General features: G+C 66.3%; 10 protein-coding genes. 5 read left to right on the forward strand and 5 right to left on the reverse strand.

What is annotated here, in order from left to right; all coding sequences use genetic code 11:
• Positions 1–55 precede the first annotated feature (55 nt).
• Genes J0H39_11425 through J0H39_11435 form a run of 3 tightly spaced genes read left to right on the forward strand, consistent with a single transcriptional unit; the run spans position 56 to position 2279 of the window.
• The gene (locus J0H39_11425; GenBank protein MBN9497354.1) at positions 56–1018 is read left to right on the forward strand and encodes an ABC transporter permease; all 963 of its coding nucleotides are present in this window, start codon (positions 56–58) and stop codon (positions 1016–1018) included.
• The gene (locus J0H39_11430) at positions 1015–1836 is read left to right on the forward strand and encodes an ABC transporter permease (GenBank protein ID MBN9497355.1); all 822 of its coding nucleotides are present in this window, start codon (positions 1015–1017) and stop codon (positions 1834–1836) included. Before J0H39_11425 ends, J0H39_11430 begins: the two co-directional genes overlap by 4 nt.
• Entirely contained in the window at positions 1833–2279 is a 447-nt protein-coding gene (locus tag J0H39_11435) for a GNAT family N-acetyltransferase (GenBank protein MBN9497356.1), read from the forward strand. The genes J0H39_11430 and J0H39_11435 overlap by 4 nt, the downstream gene beginning before the upstream one ends.
• Here J0H39_11435 and J0H39_11440 read toward each other — a convergent pair.
• Positions 2276–3028 (reverse strand): GntR family transcriptional regulator, encoded by a 753-nt coding sequence (locus J0H39_11440; GenBank protein ID MBN9497357.1) that lies wholly within the window; start codon positions 3026–3028, stop codon positions 2276–2278. The genes J0H39_11435 and J0H39_11440 overlap by 4 nt on opposite strands.
• Positions 3025–3915, reverse strand: coding sequence for an N-acetylmuramic acid 6-phosphate etherase (locus tag J0H39_11445; protein MBN9497358.1), 891 nt, complete (start codon positions 3913–3915; stop codon positions 3025–3027). The genes J0H39_11440 and J0H39_11445 overlap by 4 nt, the downstream gene beginning before the upstream one ends.
• 82 nt (positions 3916–3997) lie before the next feature.
• Between J0H39_11445 and J0H39_11450 the strand changes: the two genes are divergently transcribed.
• Positions 3998–4873 carry a DMT family transporter gene (locus tag J0H39_11450; GenBank protein ID MBN9497359.1) on the forward strand — a complete coding sequence of 292 codons (876 nt, stop codon included), beginning with the start codon at positions 3998–4000 and terminating at the stop codon, positions 4871–4873.
• On the opposite strand, the gene J0H39_11455 is transcribed toward J0H39_11450, so the two are convergent.
• From J0H39_11455 to J0H39_11465, 3 genes are all read right to left on the reverse strand, one after another.
• Positions 4870–5733: an N-acetylglucosamine kinase gene (locus J0H39_11455; GenBank protein MBN9497360.1), complete on the reverse strand. Its 864-nt coding sequence runs from the start codon at positions 5731–5733 to the stop codon at positions 4870–4872. The two genes, J0H39_11450 and J0H39_11455, sit on opposite strands and share 4 nt — an antisense overlap.
• 1 nt (position 5734) lies before the next feature.
• Complete coding sequence (gene murA / locus J0H39_11460; protein ID MBN9497361.1) at positions 5735–6994, reverse strand: UDP-N-acetylglucosamine 1-carboxyvinyltransferase; 1260 nt, start codon at positions 6992–6994, stop codon at positions 5735–5737.
• 64 nt (positions 6995–7058) lie between these two features.
• Entirely contained in the window at positions 7059–7769 is a 711-nt protein-coding gene (locus J0H39_11465) for a DUF502 domain-containing protein (GenBank protein ID MBN9497362.1), read from the reverse strand.
• Between the two features lie 270 nt (positions 7770–8039).
• On the opposite strand from J0H39_11465, the gene J0H39_11470 reads away from it, so the two are divergent.
• The gene (locus J0H39_11470; protein MBN9497363.1) at positions 8040–14960 is read left to right on the forward strand and encodes a DUF4347 domain-containing protein; all 6921 of its coding nucleotides are present in this window, start codon (positions 8040–8042) and stop codon (positions 14958–14960) included.
• The last annotated feature ends 20 nt before the right edge of the window (positions 14961–14980 follow it).

Consider the following 14980-nt stretch of genomic DNA (forward strand, 5'->3'; position numbering starts at 1 on the left):
GGCAACGGGGGCGGGTCGCCGCATATCGCGGCCCCGCCCCTTTTCTTTTCCCCGCATGTCGCGGAACTTCCTCGTCACCCGCATCGTCGATCTCGCGATCGTTCTGATCGGCGTGTCGATGCTCACATTCTTGATGATCCGCCTCGTCCCCGGCGACGCCGTGGCGATCATGCTCGGCGCCAATGCCGAGGTGACGGTCGAGCGAATGAACGAGCTCCGCGCGCGCCTCGGCCTCGACCAGCCGATCCCCGTGCAATACGCGCAATGGCTCGGCAACGCATTGCGCGGCGATTTCGGCAATTCGCTGTGGACCGGCAAGCCGGTCGTGCAGGAAATCGCCGTCCATCTGCCGCCCACGCTACAACTCGCGGGTCTGAGTCTGTTACTGGGCGCTGGCCTTGCCGTGCCGTTGGGGGTGGCGATGGCGCGCTTGCGCGGCGGCTGGCGCGAGACAGCACTTCAAATCGCTTCGGTCGTCGGCTTGACCGTGCCGTCCTTCTGGCTCGGCATCATGATGATCCTGGCGCTGACGAGTTTGGCACCCGAGCTTCAATTGCTCGGCTATGTGCCCTTCACGGAAGATCCGGCGGGCAATATCGCGCGTTTTCTGCTGCCCGCCATCGCCCTCGCCCTGCCCATCCTCGCCAATCTCGCGCGCCTCGTGCGCTCGGCGATGCTCGACGCGCTGGCGCAGGATTACGTACGCACGGCGCGCGCCAAAGGCGTGTCGGAACGTTCGGTGTTATTCAAACACGCGCTGCGCAACGCGCTGATCCCGTTCGTCACCAGTGTGGGCATCATGACCGGCTATCTGCTGGGCGGGGCGATCGTCGTCGAGCAGGTCTTCGCGATCCCCGGTCTCGGCCGCCTGATCCTCGGTGCGATCTCCGAACGCAATTATCCGCTGCTGCAAACGGCGATCCTGCTGGTGACGTCCGGCTTCGTGCTGGTCAATTTCGCCGTCGATCTGCTCTACGCGATCATCGATCCGCGCGTGCGGCTGGAAGCCGATCAATGAACGCGCAACGCAACAAACTCGTGACATTCGCGGGTGGGCTGACCGCGCTATTGATCGCCGCCGCGTTGCTGGCGCCATTGATCGCGCCCTACGATCCGCTGGCGCAGAACGTCATCCAGCGCCTGAAAGGGCCGAACGGATTGCACTGGCTCGGCACCGATCAATTCGGCCGCGACACGCTCTCGCGCATCCTTTACGGGATGCGCGCCTCGCTGGCGATTTCGGGCGGCGCCGTCGGGGCCGCGTTGATCGTCGGCGGCGCCATCGGTCTTGCCGCCGCCTTTTATCGCGGCTGGATCGAGCGCGTGCTGATGCGCGCGATGGACGTGCTGTTCGCCTTTCCCGTGATCCTGCTCGCCATCGCGATCATCGCCATTCTGGGGCCCGGGGCGATCACCACCGCCATCGCCATCGCGGTCGTCTACACGCCGATCTTCGCCCGGCTGCTGCGCGGGCCCGCTCTGTCGATCGTCGAAAGCGATTACGTGCTGGCCGCGCGCTCGATCGGCGCCTCGGATATCCGCATCGCGTTGCTGCATGTGTTGCCGAACCTCGCCAGCGTCGTGCTGGTGCAGACGAGCCTGCTGCTGTCGGCCGCGATTCTCGTCGAAGCCTCGCTCTCCTTCCTCGGCCTCGGCACACAGCCGCCCACGCCGTCGCTCGGCACGATGCTGTCCGAAGGGCGGAACTTCCTGATGCTGTCGGCGTGGAACTCGGTCTTCGCCGGGCTCGGCATTCTGATCCTATCCTTCGCGCTGAATCTGCTGGGCGACGCGTTGCGCGACGCGCTCGACCCGCGCTTGCGGCAGGCGGCATGAGATTGCGCCCCGCAACGCCAGCCGATTTCCCCGCTCTGGCCGAGATCGTCGCCAAAGGGTATCGCGACGCGTTTGGCGCGATCCTGTCGCAAGCCGCCCTCGCCGAGCGCACGGACGCGCATTTTGCGCGGCGTTTCGCGGCCGAGACCGTGCCGCCGGTTCTGGCGGAAGACGAGACGGGCCGGCCGATCGGCTTCCATCTGACCCATGGCGGCACGCTGCATATGCTGTTCGTCGATACGGAAGTCCAATCGCGCGGCGCGGGCGCGGCGCTGCTGGCCGATGCCGAGCGGCGCGGTGCGGTGCGCCTCGAATGTTTCCGCGACAACAGGGCCGCGCGCGAATTCTACGAAAAGCGCGGCTGGGTCCATGCGCGCGATTACACGCGCGAATTCGTCGGCGACGTCTATGCCTTCGTCGAATACGTCAGACCGGCCGGTTAAGACCCGGCACGTTTCAACTCGCGCGCTTCGGCGACGAAATCGTAGCGATCACCACGATAGGCCGAGCGCGTGAACTCGACCGGTGTGCCGTCGGCCAGGAACGCGCGGCGTTCGATGCGCAGCACAGCGGCCCCCGGCGGCACGCCCAGCAACGACGCTTCCTCCGGCGAGGCGAGCGAGGCCTGCAAACGCTGCAATCCGCGCACCGGCCGGAAGCCGCGTTTTTCGAGCGCGCTGTAGAGCGAGCCTTCGGCGGGCGCGAAGCCTTCGAGGAATTGCACCGGCACGCAAGCGCGCTCCACCGCCAGCGGTTCGCCGTCGGCCGTGCGCACGCGCGACAGGCGCACGATCTTCGTGCCCATGCCCAACGCCAAAGCCAACGCTTCTTCGGGCGTGGGCAAGCCGGTCGCGTGCTTCAGCACGGTGAAGCCCGGCGCCTTGCCGCGGCTTGCCATATCGGCCGAGAACCCGGCGAGCAACGCCGCCGATTGTTCGATGCGCGGCGCGATATAAGTACCCGAGCCGTGGCGGCGCGACAGCAAGCCTTCGCGGAACAACGCGTCGATCGCCTTGCGCACCGTGACGCGCGAAATGCCGGTCGTTTGGCTCAATTCGCGTTCCGACGGCAACGCGTCGCCGACTTTGATATTGCCGTCGGCGATGCGCGTGCGGATCGCGTCGGCGAGCTGGAGATAGAGCGGCGTGGGGCTCGTCTCGTCCAGCGTCAGTTTCGAAAAGGGCCGCTTCATGCGGGCGTGCCGATTGCGGCCAGCGCCAGGCGCAGATTGCCGCCGTTCTTGCGCAGCAAGGCGCGCGCTTGCGACAACGACGCCCCCGAGCGCAGCAACACGGCGGTCTTCACGTCGCCATTGGCCGCGTCGAGTGCTTTGCGCGCCGCCGCAACCGAGCAATCGCAAAGCTGGGCCACCATCGCCGCCGCGCGCTTGCGCAGCTTGTCGTTGGTCGGGCGCATATTGACCATCAAGCCGCGATGGATGCGGCCCAAGCGCACCATGACGGCGCTCGACAGCAGATTGAGCACGATCTTCTGCGCTGTCCCCGCCTTCATACGCGTCGAGCCCGCGATCACTTCGCTGCCCGTCTCCGCCAGGATCGGAAAAGCCGCCGCCTTCAGCAGCGGCGCGTTGCGGTTGGACGCCACCGCGATGGTCACGGCGCCGCGTTTGCGCGCTTCGCGCAGCGCCGCCAGCGTGAAGGGCGTCGTGCCGCTCGCCGCCACGCCGATCACCACGTCGCCGCGCCCCACGCGGGCCGCACGCATCGCCGCCGCACCGGCCTTATCGTCGTCTTCGGCGCCTTCGGCGCTGCGCGTCAACGCGCGCGGGCCGCCCGCCATCGCGAACACGACGCGGCTTTCCGGCCAATCGAAAGTCGGCGGCAACTCCGCCCCGTCCTGAACCGCGATGCGGCCCGACGTGCCCGCCCCGGCATAGACAAGCCGGCCCTTCGTTCCCAAGGCCGATGCGGCCGCATCGACCGCGCGCGCGAGGGCCGGCAATGCCGCGCGCACGGCAGCCACGGCACTCGCCTGGCCTTCCCACATCGCTTCCAGAATGTCGGCGACGGGCCAAGCGTCGAGGTCGACGAAGCGCGGATTGGAATTTTCGGTTGTCATGGCGTTGTCCGGAACCTAATAATACCACTATATAACCTTTCGCGATGCGCGACAATACCAGTCACCCGGGAGCGGACCGCCCATGAACATCGACGCCCGCTTCTTCGCGCTGGCCGTATTCGGCATCGCCTTGCTCACCGGCATGGATGCGCTCGCCAAAGCATTGGCCGGCGGTTACGGCACGTTCCAGATCGTGTTCTTCCGCTACGCCGTGTCGCTATTGCTATTCGCGGCGGCGATCCCGCTGCTGCGGCCCGAATGGCCGCGCCGCGAACGGCTCGGCGCGCATGCGGCGCGCGCAGTGCTGACGATCGTCACCGGCGCCACGTTCTTCTACGCGCTGGGCAAGCTGCCCTTCACCGAAGTCTTCGCCATCGCCTATACCGGGCCGATCTTCGTCGCGTTGTTCGGCGCGTTGCTGCTGGGCGAGAAAGTCCGCTGGCCGACGATGGCGGCGATCGCCTGCGGCTTCGCGGGCGTGCTGGTGATCGCGGCGGACGGCCCGGCGGGCGGCGGCGATACGCAGCAATATCTCGCCCTGGCTTGCGCCATCGCCTCGCCCGTCAGCTACGCGCTCGGCGTCGTTTTGCTGCGCTCGCAAACCTTGCACGAAAGCGTGCCGACGATCCTGATCGTCCAAGCGGCGATGATCACCCTCGGGTTGGCGATTGTCGCGGGGCCGAGCTTCACGATGCCCGACGGCGCCGATCTTTGGGCGATCGCCGGGATCGGCGCGTTGGGGGCGGCCGGCATCTACGCTTTCTCGGCGGCAATCGCGAAGCTGCAAGCAGCACAAGTCGCGGCGGCGGATTATTCAGGCCTGATCTGGGCCGCGATGCTCGGCTATGTCGCGTTCGACGAAACGCCGCGCCCGGCGATGTGGATCGGCGCGTTGCTGATCCTCGCGGGTTCCGCGACGATGCTGCTGGTCAAAGCGAAAGCCGCGAAGAAAGCCTAATTCGCGCGCGCGAGGCGAATGGCGCCCGACACCGCGTCCTTCAACGGCGGCGTCAAACGGCGGCGCACATCGGGCGAAAGCCAGGCTTCCAGCGCGCTCGCCAAGCCGCCGAGCAACGCGACGCGTGGTGCCCCTTGCGCGACAAGGGCGCGCACCAGACCGTCGATCTGCTCGGCCGCCCCCTGCACGATGCGGCGCGCGGCCGGATCGCCCGCATCGGCATGGCGCATCACCAGCGGCGCAAAGGTCGCGTATTCGGTGGCGCTTGCCTTGTCCATCCATTCGACGGCGGCGATCGGATCATCGCCGAAACGCGCCATCACCGCGCGCAGCAACGCGCTGGGCTCGTGGCGCCCATCATGGGCGCGCAACGCCACGCGCACGGACTGCAGACCGAGATCGGCACCGCTGCCTTCATCCGAAATCGGGAAGCCGTAACCGCCGACGCGCAAATCGCGCCCGGCGACGCGCCCGATCCCGACCGAGCCCGTTCCGACGATGACGATCGCGCCATCCGCCCCGTCATGCGCGCCCAAACACGCGGCCATCGCATCGGTATCGTAGGCGACTGACGCGAAGGGATGCGGCAAGGCGCGCAACGCCTCGGGAAAGCCTTTGCGGTTATAGCCGGCAATCCCGAATCCCGCGCGCACGCGGGCGAGATCGTCGTCGTTCAACCCCGCTTCTTCCGCCGCCGCGCGCCACGCGGTTTCGATCGCAGCCGAGAGTTTCTCGATCCCCAGCCGCGTCGTCGCGGGGCCGGCGATACCTTGGCCGAGCACGGTTCCGGCATCGTCTTCGAAACGCGCGCGGCAGCCTGTACCACCGCCATCCACGCCGAGGAAAATCGCGTCGCTCATTTCAATCCCGCACGCGTTCGATCGCGGCCCCGCAGCGCACGAGCTTGCGCGCGAGATCCTCATAGCCGCGATCGAGATGGTAGACGCGATTGACGGTCGTGCGCCCTTCGGCGGCGAGGCCCGCGAGTACGAGCGAGACAGACGCGCGAAGATCGGTCGCCATCACCGGCGCCCCGACCAGCTTGGGCCGGCCGCGCACCACGGCGGTCGAACCGCGCAATGTGATATCGGCCCCCATGCGCGACAATTCGGGCACATGCATGAAGCGGTTTTCGAAAATCGTTTCGCGGATCGTCGACGTCCCGTCGGCGATCGCCATCAAGGCCATCATCTGTGCCTGCAGATCGGTCGGGAAGCCGGGATAGGATTCCGTCGTCACGTCGATCGCCGAAATCTTGCCTTCGCGCGTGACCATCAATCCGCGATCGGTCGGGAAGATACGTACGCCCGCGGTTTCGAGGATTTGGGCGGGCGCGCCGAGATGTTCGAGGCGTGCCCCCGTGAGTTCAAGATGCCCGCCGGTGATCGCCGCGGCGATCGCATAGGTGCCGGCTTCGATCCGATCCGGGATCGTGTGATGGCGCGCCGCGCGCCATGTCGTCGGCCCCAGGATCGAAATCCGATGCGTGCCCGCCCCTTCGATCTTGGCACCCATTGCCATAAGGCACGCGGCGAGATCGACGACTTCCGGCTCGCACGCCGCGTTGACGATCTCGGTCTCGCCCTTCGCATAGGTCGCGGCCATCATCGCGGTTTCGGTGGCGCCGACCGAAGGCGACGGCAGCAGCACGCGCCCGCCCGTCAGGCCCGACGGGGCCGACGCGACGATCATGCCGCCCTCGACATTGGCTTGCGCGCCGAGTTGCGCCAGCACTTTCAAATGCAGGTCGATGGGCCGTGCGCCGATCGCGCAGCCACCGGGCAGCGAGACATGCGCCTTGCCGAAGCGCGCGACCAGCGGCCCCAGCACCAGCACGGTCGCGCGCATTTTGCGCACGACGTCGTAGGGCGCTTCGACATGTTCGGCGGCGCTGGCGTCGAGCGTCGCCTCATGCGCGCCTTTCGCCGCGATCTTCACGCCGTGCCGGCCGACGACCGACAGCATGTTCGTCACATCCGCCACGGCGGGCAGATTGGTGAGCGTCAAGGTCTCGGGGCTCAACAGCGACGCCGCGATCTGCGGCAAGGCGGCGTTCTTGGCTCCGGCGATCGCGACGGTGCCTTCTAGCCGCCGCCCGCCATCGATCAACAGCCTGTCCATCCGCCCCGGCCCTTCGTCGCATACCAAAACATGCCCGCGACTAAGTGGCTTTAGACTGGTGTTGTCAAGGGCCCCGCAAAGGCGCGGCGCCACCCTCGTTTTTCGGCGGCTTGCTATAGGCGATCCGGTCGGGCGCGCTGGAGCCGCCCGTCACGACGAAGGCCATCGCCTCGTCGAACGTCAAATCGACGAAGACGAGGTTTTCATACGGGACGATTTCGACATAACCCGAGGTCGGGTTCGGCGCGGTCGGCACATAGACGGCGGCAAGTTTCACGCCGGAATGCGCATCCGCCATGACCTTGGTGACGAAGCCGATCACCTTCATGTCGCGCGAAGGGAATTCGATCAGCACGACCCGGCGCTCGCCGCCGCCTTGCGTGCCGCCCGCGACGGTCAAAAATCGCTGCGTCGCGTGATAGACCTTATCGACGAAGGGAATGAGCGCGATCAGGCGTTCGAAGATCGCGATCAAGCGCCGCCCAATAACCCGGCTCGCCACCCAGCCGAGCAGCCAAAGCCCGACCAACACGGCCGCGACCGCGACGAGCGATTGGAACGTCTCGTCCAGCAGCAACTGCGCGGCCCCCGGATGATCCTGCGCGATGCCGCGCGCGATCGTCACGACCCACGGTTTCCCGAGCCGCGACAATTGCGCGAACAGAAAATCGACGATGATCCAAGTCACCGCCAGCGGCGCGACGGTCAGGATGCCGATAAGAAGATAACGGCCGAGCGAGCTTGCGTCGGCCGCGCGAGGTGCTGGATCGATCATGCGAACCTATAGACTTGGCGGATATTACAAAAACGACAGTTTTGCGCCCCGGACAAGCGCATTTTCGTCAGGCGGAATGACCGATGAATTGGCGGTCATTGTCAGAATGTAACTCGCAAATTGCAAATGGCCGGTGTCTCACAAGCTTAGTTCCATACGAATCGATCTTTAATTGAAAACACGCTTGCTTTGTAGTTCTTGCCGCCAATAAATGAATTAACGCATTGAATCGCGATTCTAGAAGCGCCGGGGCGTTCAGGAGAGTTGGTAATGTTTCTGTCGTCGGGGCGACGGAAGTCACCGTCTAATTCGGCCGAGAAGCCGGTTCGGCGCCGTTTGGCGCTGGCGCTCGAACAGCGTTTCATGTTCGACGCGGCGGGTGCCGCCACGGTCGCGGCGACGATCCCGACGGATGATTCGTCGTCGGGCGATACGCATCATGCCGACACGACAGATACGACGCACCATGCCCTGGCCCCCGAGGCACCTGCCGAGAACGCGCCCCCGCCGGCGACGCAAATCCTGTTCGTTGCCCCGGACGTGCAGGATTTCGACACGTTGACCGTGGCCGAAGGCGTGGAAGTCGTCCGTCTGCAAGCCGGCTTCGACGCGATCGCGCAGATTTCCAGCTATCTCGACGGGCGCAGCGGCATCGAAGCGATCAATATCCTGAGCCACGGCACGCCCGGCCAGATCCGTATCGGCGAGACGGTGCTGAACGCCCAGACGCTGGATAATTATGCGACCGCCCTGGCGGGCTGGGCGCAAGCGCTGACCGCGGACGCCGATGTGCTGATCTGGGGTTGCGATGTGGCCGCAACGCCCGGCGGCATCGCGTTGTTGGATCGCGTGGCCGAGCTGACCGGGGCGGATGTCGCCGCGTCTGACGATCCGACCGGGGCGGCCGTGCTGGGCGGCGACTGGATTTTGGAAGCCTCGACCGGTTCGATCGAGGCCGCCGCTCCCTTCACGGCGGCGGGGATGGAAAATTGGGGCCATATCCTGGCCCCAACGCCCGACGTCACGGGCTCGACCACGACACCCACACCCGAAATCGGTGCCAATGTCACGCTGACGCTGACTTTCGACAACACGGCCGCGAACAGCGCCGGCAATGTCGGCTTCGGCCCCTATGTCGATCTGTTCTTGCAATCGCGCGGGGCGGACGGCGACGGCACGGCCACGCGCGACGGGTTGATCTTCAACTCCGCCACGACGATCGGCGGCCAGGACCCGGTCGTGAAGTCGCTGCGCGCCGTCACAAGCGGCGGCGACGGCAACAGCACGATCAACATCACCGGCTCGGCCGGCGCCTATAGCTTCACCCATCCTTTCGCGGTCGATGGATCGGGCAATCCGTTGGTGGTCGCGCTGCCGACATGGTTCGCCGCCGGCGACCAGATCGTGGTGATGCGCATGCCGTTCGGCAGTTTCGGGCCGGACCATCCCACGGTCGATATCAGCGCCAATCTGACGATCAACCAATACGCCGATCCCGGGACGGCGCTGAATTGGGCGGCGCGCGCGGGCTTCGAATTCGGCGCCGACGCGCTCGACAACCCGACGGTCGACGCGCCGATCTACGAAACGCTGGGCCAAGCCGCCACCGGCACGTTCACGCCGCAGGCCTATAAGCTGGTCGTCACCAATACGGCCCCCGATCATGAAACCGCGACCGGATCGAACTATGTGCGCACATTGAGCGTGCTGGTCGATCCCGCCGACGGCACGACGTTGAGCCAGAGCGGCACAGATTATCTCTATATCCCCATCCCCGACGGCGTGATCGTCAACGCGCTGCCGACCGTCACCGGCGGCACGATCGAATTCCAGCGCGGCGACGACGGCACCTGGGAAAGCTGGGACCCGACCAACGCGTCCACCCCGGCCACGTCGTATCAGGCGATCCGCGTCCAATACACGACGACGATCCCCGATGCCGGCCGCACCGTCGCCATCGATTACTACGTCAACGAGTTCAATCGCGACGGCACGACGCGCGTGGTCAACGCCGCGTCGGGCGACGACGTCAATCTGTGGTCGGCGGCGAACGAGGTCACGTTCGCGGGCTCGTGGACAGGCAAGACCGGCGGCGGAATTCTGTCCGACACGACCCAGGCGGTTTCCTCGGCCGCCGATGCGCCGACCATCGTCGCCCAGTCGATCCATATCGACAAAGGCAGCGCCATCGTCACCGATACCGGCCCGACCGGCATCACGCCGGGCGACACGATGGAATACACGCTGCGCATCGATCTGTCGGATTACTTCCGCGGCGGCAATATCATCGTCGAAGATACGTTGAGCGACGGCCAGACCTTCGCCACCGGCTTCGGGCCGACGCTGCAATTCGATTGGCGCGACGTGTCCAACGGCAGCGACCAGTCGCGCAGCGTCGCCGCCTTCGCGGCCGTCAATATCGAATACGACAACGACGCGGGTGCGGGCACCAATTGGGTCGCCTGGGACGGCACCTCGCCGTTGACCAAGCAGACCGCCGACGGCACGACGCGCGTGCGCTTCCTCGTCTCCTCCGAAATCGCGCAAGCGATCATCAGCGGCGGGCGCGACGACGGCGCCGCGACGGCGGCGGGTTCGGGCACGGGCCAAACCACGGGCGTCATCAAGTTCCGCACGTCGATCGACGAAAGCTGGACCGGACCGTCGGGGACCTCCTACGTCGCCGGGCTCGGTTCGCAGTTGAAGGAAGGCGACAGCGTTTCCAACAACGTCTCCGCGTCGATGGATATCTACGACCGCACGAGCGGTTCGGCGACCGGCCAGAGCGAAGCGGATACCGACGGCGTCACCTCGAAAATCGCGCATGGCGCGGTGTCGCTGCTGATCACCAACATCAATGGTGCGGCCGCGACGGGGACCGAAACCCTGATGCCGGGCGACGAGGTCACGTTCAAGCTGACCTACGATCTGGTGATGGGCGATTTCGAGAATCTCTCCCTCGCCGCCTATCTGCCGCTGCCGATCTTCAAGGTCGCCGATCTTCAGGCGATGATGTATGACGGCGACAGCGGCACTGGCGGCGTCCAGGCCTCGAACCTGCCGCCGCTCAATCAATGGAGCATCGGCACGGGCACCAATGCCGGCGGCATGACCGGCGCCAATGTGCCCACGCTGTTCCAGGACACGGGCACGGGCGGCACGCTGGACCTTGCGACGAACGCCACGTCCAACGGCCTGACCTGGGGCGGGGCGGCGACCGATTTCAGCGAAACGACGACGGCCAGCCGCAAGGTCGAAATCTATTTCACCCTCGCCGTGTCGGCCGATCCGTTCGTCGATCGTTTGAAGCTCACCTCGCTCGGCCAGCAGACCGATTATTCGTCGCAGAACGTCGCGACATCGACCTCCACGGTCCAGCAGAACGTGCTGGGCCAGGCCAACGTCGTCGTCCACAAGGGCTATGTCGGCAAATACGACGCCGCGAGCGGCTCGGCCGTCGGTACGACCTTGTCGAACCCGGTCGCGGGCGACGTGGACAGCACGGTCTCGGCCGTGTCGCTGTCGCTGGGCACGATCACCTCGGGCAACATCGCCACGCAGATCACCAATTCCAACGCGACGGGCTTCGACGCGGGCGATTGGGTGCGCGTGGCCGTGGGCGTCGAAAACCAAGGCTCGTCGTCCAAGGGCGCGTTCGACGTGACCGTGCGCGACACCCTGCCCGCCGCGATCGACGCGAACACGGTGCGCAACCTCGCCTTCACGACCGGGGCCGGCACGGCGGTCAACAATGTCGAGATCTATACCGGCGTGGTCGATATCTCGACCATGACCGGCGGCAATTCGGTCAGCCAGATCGCGGCCGGTGCGACCAATCTGATGACCGGCACGGTCAATTTCACGACCGACGCGGCCACCACGGCGCAGGCGATCGTCGACAACATCAACGCCAACGCCGCGACCAGCGGCTATCGCGCCTCGGTCGAAGGCAATACGATCCTGATCGTGCGCGTCGATGGCGGCACGTTCGGCGCGCTTGCCACGACCGAAACGGGATTCACCGCGACCGATACGGCGGCGGCGTGGCGCTCGGTCAATCTGACGCGCACCGCCGACGGCGACAGCGACGGCATTCCCGACGTGACCGAACTGGCCCAGGCCGCGTTCTTCTCGCAAGGCGCCAATGGCGGCATTCGCTTTATCGACAGCACGAACGGCGCGCTCGGGGCGGGCAAGGATTCCGCCGGCACGACGATCACCACGGGCGCGAATATCATCGTCGCGACCTACGACGCGCGCCTGTCGAATTCGGTGCCGGTCGGTTCGGCCGCGCAATCGACCAATGCGGAAGTCACCAGCTTCGCCAACGCCGAGGGCGCCACGAACTTCCTGACCACCGCGCGCAAGGAAGCCGCGTCGATCGGCTTCGCGGCCCCGACGGTCGAGCTGCATATCGTCGATACCTCGGTCGATACGACGACGCCGGATTCCGACACCACGACCGGCGACGGCATCGCCGCCAACGTCACCGTGGGCGAAGTCGTGCGCATGCGCATGATCGTCCAGGTGCCCGAAGGCACGATGTCGAATTTCCAGGTCACGCCGAATTTGCCGGCGGGCCTCGCCTATCTCAACGACGGTTTGACCAAGGTCGCGTTCGTGTCCAACGGCACGGGCGTTACCTCGACCGATCCCGATGCCGGCGGTGCCCGCGTCGCGGTCTCCGGGGCCGGCCTCACCGGCACGGCCGGGACGGTCACGCCGACCGCGGTGCTCGACGCCAACAACATCGTCGTCGCCGACGCCAATCCCGGCACCGACCCGACCTTCTATCTCGGCAATCTCGTCAACGCCGACGCGGATTCCGGCAACGCGGAATATGTGGTCGTCGAGTTCAACGCGCTGGTCGTCAACGTCGCGGCCAACGTGCAAGGCCACGCGGCGGCGCAGCTGCGCACCAATTTCGGCGTCGTCGCCAACGGCAATTCGGCGATCACATCGAACAACGCGGATCTGACGCTGCAAGAACCCAAGCTCGCCGCGACACCGGTCCGTTCGGAATCGCGCACCGGCGCCATCGGCAGCGAAACGATCACATATACGACCGAATTCCGCCTGTCGAACGCGACCGGCACGACGACCGCCTATGATCTGCTGGTCGAAGACGCGCGCGTGGGCACCGCCAGTGCGGGCGACAATTTGGGCAACCGCACCGCATTGACGGTCGAAACCTCGACCGACGGCACGACCTGGACGACGCTGACCGCGGGCACCGACTACACCGCCGTCGCCAATCGCATGGACATCACGTTCAGCAACGGCGTGGCACCCGGCACCTATGTGCGCGTGACCTATACGGCCCCGGTCGAGGATTCGAACGTCGCCGTTTCCAGCGGCCAAACGGTCGTCACCTGGACCAGCACGCCGGGCACCCAAGGCCCCGCCGCCGCCGGCAATCTTTCGCAAACGCCGGGTGCGACGGGTGCCGCGACGGGCGAACGCAACGGTGCCAATACCGGCGTGAACACCTATTACGCCGAAGCGGGCCTCAACAATCCGCCGACCGGCACGGATTTCCATAAAACCCTGCCCGCCGGCGGCGTTGCCGTGACGCTGACAAGCGCCGATTTCGGTTACGCCGATCCCGACAGCGACACGTTTTCGCTGGTGCGTTTCGATACGGCCCCCGCTTCCGGCACCATGTTCGTCGACACCAACGGCAACGGCGTGGTCGATAGCGGCGAGCAAATCGTGGCGCAAGACGGCACGCTGGGGACGAGCAACAACCGCCTCGTCGCGATCGCCGACATCACCGCCGGGCGGCTCAAATACATCGCGGCGGAAGACGCGACGCCCGACAACAATCTGCGCGCCACGTTCTCGGTGCGCGATTCCCGCGGCGCCTTCGACACCGTGCCGAATACGGTTACCTTCGACGTGCCGCCGCGCGTCGATTTGAACGGCACGGCGACCGGCGTCAACTACACCGCCAATTTCGTGCGCAACGAAGGCGAAGCGGCCGTCCCCGCCGACATGGCGCTGACCAATTCGGTGCGCGACGTGGACAATACCAGCCTCGTCAGCGTGATCATCACGGCGGGCGATCTGCGCGACGGCGCGTCCGAGGAGTTGTCGATCGGCGGCGTGAAGGTGGCGCTCGACGAGAACGGCACCTATACGGCGACGCAAGGAGCGACGACCTTCCAGATCGCCGTCACGAACGCCAATACGGTCAATCCGATCATCACGATCACGCGCAATGGCGGCGGCTTGATCCCGCGCGACGATACGTCGTCGCTGATCGACGGCATGCGCTACACGAACACGAAGGACGTGCCCACCCAGGGCAATCGCACCTTCGATTTCGTGGCGCGCGACGCCGGCACGTCCAACACCGGCGGCACGAACGAGTTGAACAGCGCCACGGCGCGCACGACCGTCAACGTCACCTATGTGCCGAAGGTCGCCACACCGCCGTCCTCGCCGTCGCCGCCCGCCCCGCCGCCGCCAGCCCCGCCCGTCGGGCTGCCGCCGCTGCCGCCGTCGACGTTGATCGCCTCGACCACCGGCCCGAGCAATTCGGGCGGTCTGCCGCCGATCCCCGCCCCGCCAGCCGTGCTCGGCGTGCTGGAAGGAAGCTCGCTTTCCCAGGCGCTGGCGGCATTGCCGGACCCCAATCAAGCGGGCCGTTTGCGGCTGGACGGCGATCCGATCGATCGCATCGCCTCGCGCGACGGCACGGCGACGACCGACAAAGTCACCTTCACCCACGACAACCCGGCCGAGCTCGCCAGCCTGCAATACGACGCGCGTGCGGCGGGCGGCGATCCGTTGCCGAGCTGGGTGCAGTTCGATCCGACGAACCAGACCGTCTCCGCTTCGCCCGACGCCAATGTGGCCCCCGGCGTCTATCAATTCGTCGTCGTCGCGCGCGACAGCCAAGGCAACGAAGCGCGCGCCGAAGTCACGATCCGCGTCCCCACGCCCGAAGGCACCTTGCCCACCGGCGATACCCCCGCGCCCGCGATCGTGCTGCCGCCGGGCCAGGGCACTTCGGTACCTGGCGCACCGGACGCCGGCGCCCTCGAAGCGCGGATCGATTTGGCGCCGTCGCCGATCGCCCAGCCGTCGCTGACCAGCCAATTGGCGAAAGCCGCCGCCGCCGGCGAGATCGCCGAAATCCTGAATTTGATCGGCGATCTGGTCGAACACGACCGCGAAGCCGCCTGATGCAACGGAGCAAGACGAAC

It is taken from the genome of Alphaproteobacteria bacterium (genome assembly GCA_017308135.1).
Classification (GTDB): Bacteria; Pseudomonadota; Alphaproteobacteria; order CACIAM-22H2; family CACIAM-22H2; genus Tagaea.

Excerpts from the sequence above, each read along its gene's own strand:
- J0H39_11425 (MBN9497354.1), top strand. The coding sequence starts at position 56 with ATGTCGCGGAACTTCCTCGTCACCCGCATCGTCGATCTCGCGATCGTT.
- J0H39_11430 (MBN9497355.1), top strand. The coding sequence starts at position 1,015 with ATGAACGCGCAACGCAACAAACTCGTGACATTCGCGGGTGGGCTGACC.
- J0H39_11435 (MBN9497356.1), top strand. The coding sequence starts at position 1,833 with ATGAGATTGCGCCCCGCAACGCCAGCCGATTTCCCCGCTCTGGCCGAG.
- J0H39_11440 (MBN9497357.1), bottom strand. The coding sequence starts at position 3,028 with ATGAAGCGGCCCTTTTCGAAACTGACGCTGGACGAGACGAGCCCCACG.
- J0H39_11445 (MBN9497358.1), bottom strand. The coding sequence starts at position 3,915 with ATGACAACCGAAAATTCCAATCCGCGCTTCGTCGACCTCGACGCTTGG.
- J0H39_11450 (MBN9497359.1), top strand. The coding sequence starts at position 3,998 with ATGAACATCGACGCCCGCTTCTTCGCGCTGGCCGTATTCGGCATCGCC.
- J0H39_11455 (MBN9497360.1), bottom strand. The coding sequence starts at position 5,733 with ATGAGCGACGCGATTTTCCTCGGCGTGGATGGCGGTGGTACAGGCTGC.
- murA (MBN9497361.1), bottom strand. The coding sequence starts at position 6,994 with ATGGACAGGCTGTTGATCGATGGCGGGCGGCGGCTAGAAGGCACCGTC.
- J0H39_11465 (MBN9497362.1), bottom strand. The coding sequence starts at position 7,769 with ATGATCGATCCAGCACCTCGCGCGGCCGACGCAAGCTCGCTCGGCCGT.
- J0H39_11470 (MBN9497363.1), top strand. The coding sequence starts at position 8,040 with ATGTTTCTGTCGTCGGGGCGACGGAAGTCACCGTCTAATTCGGCCGAG.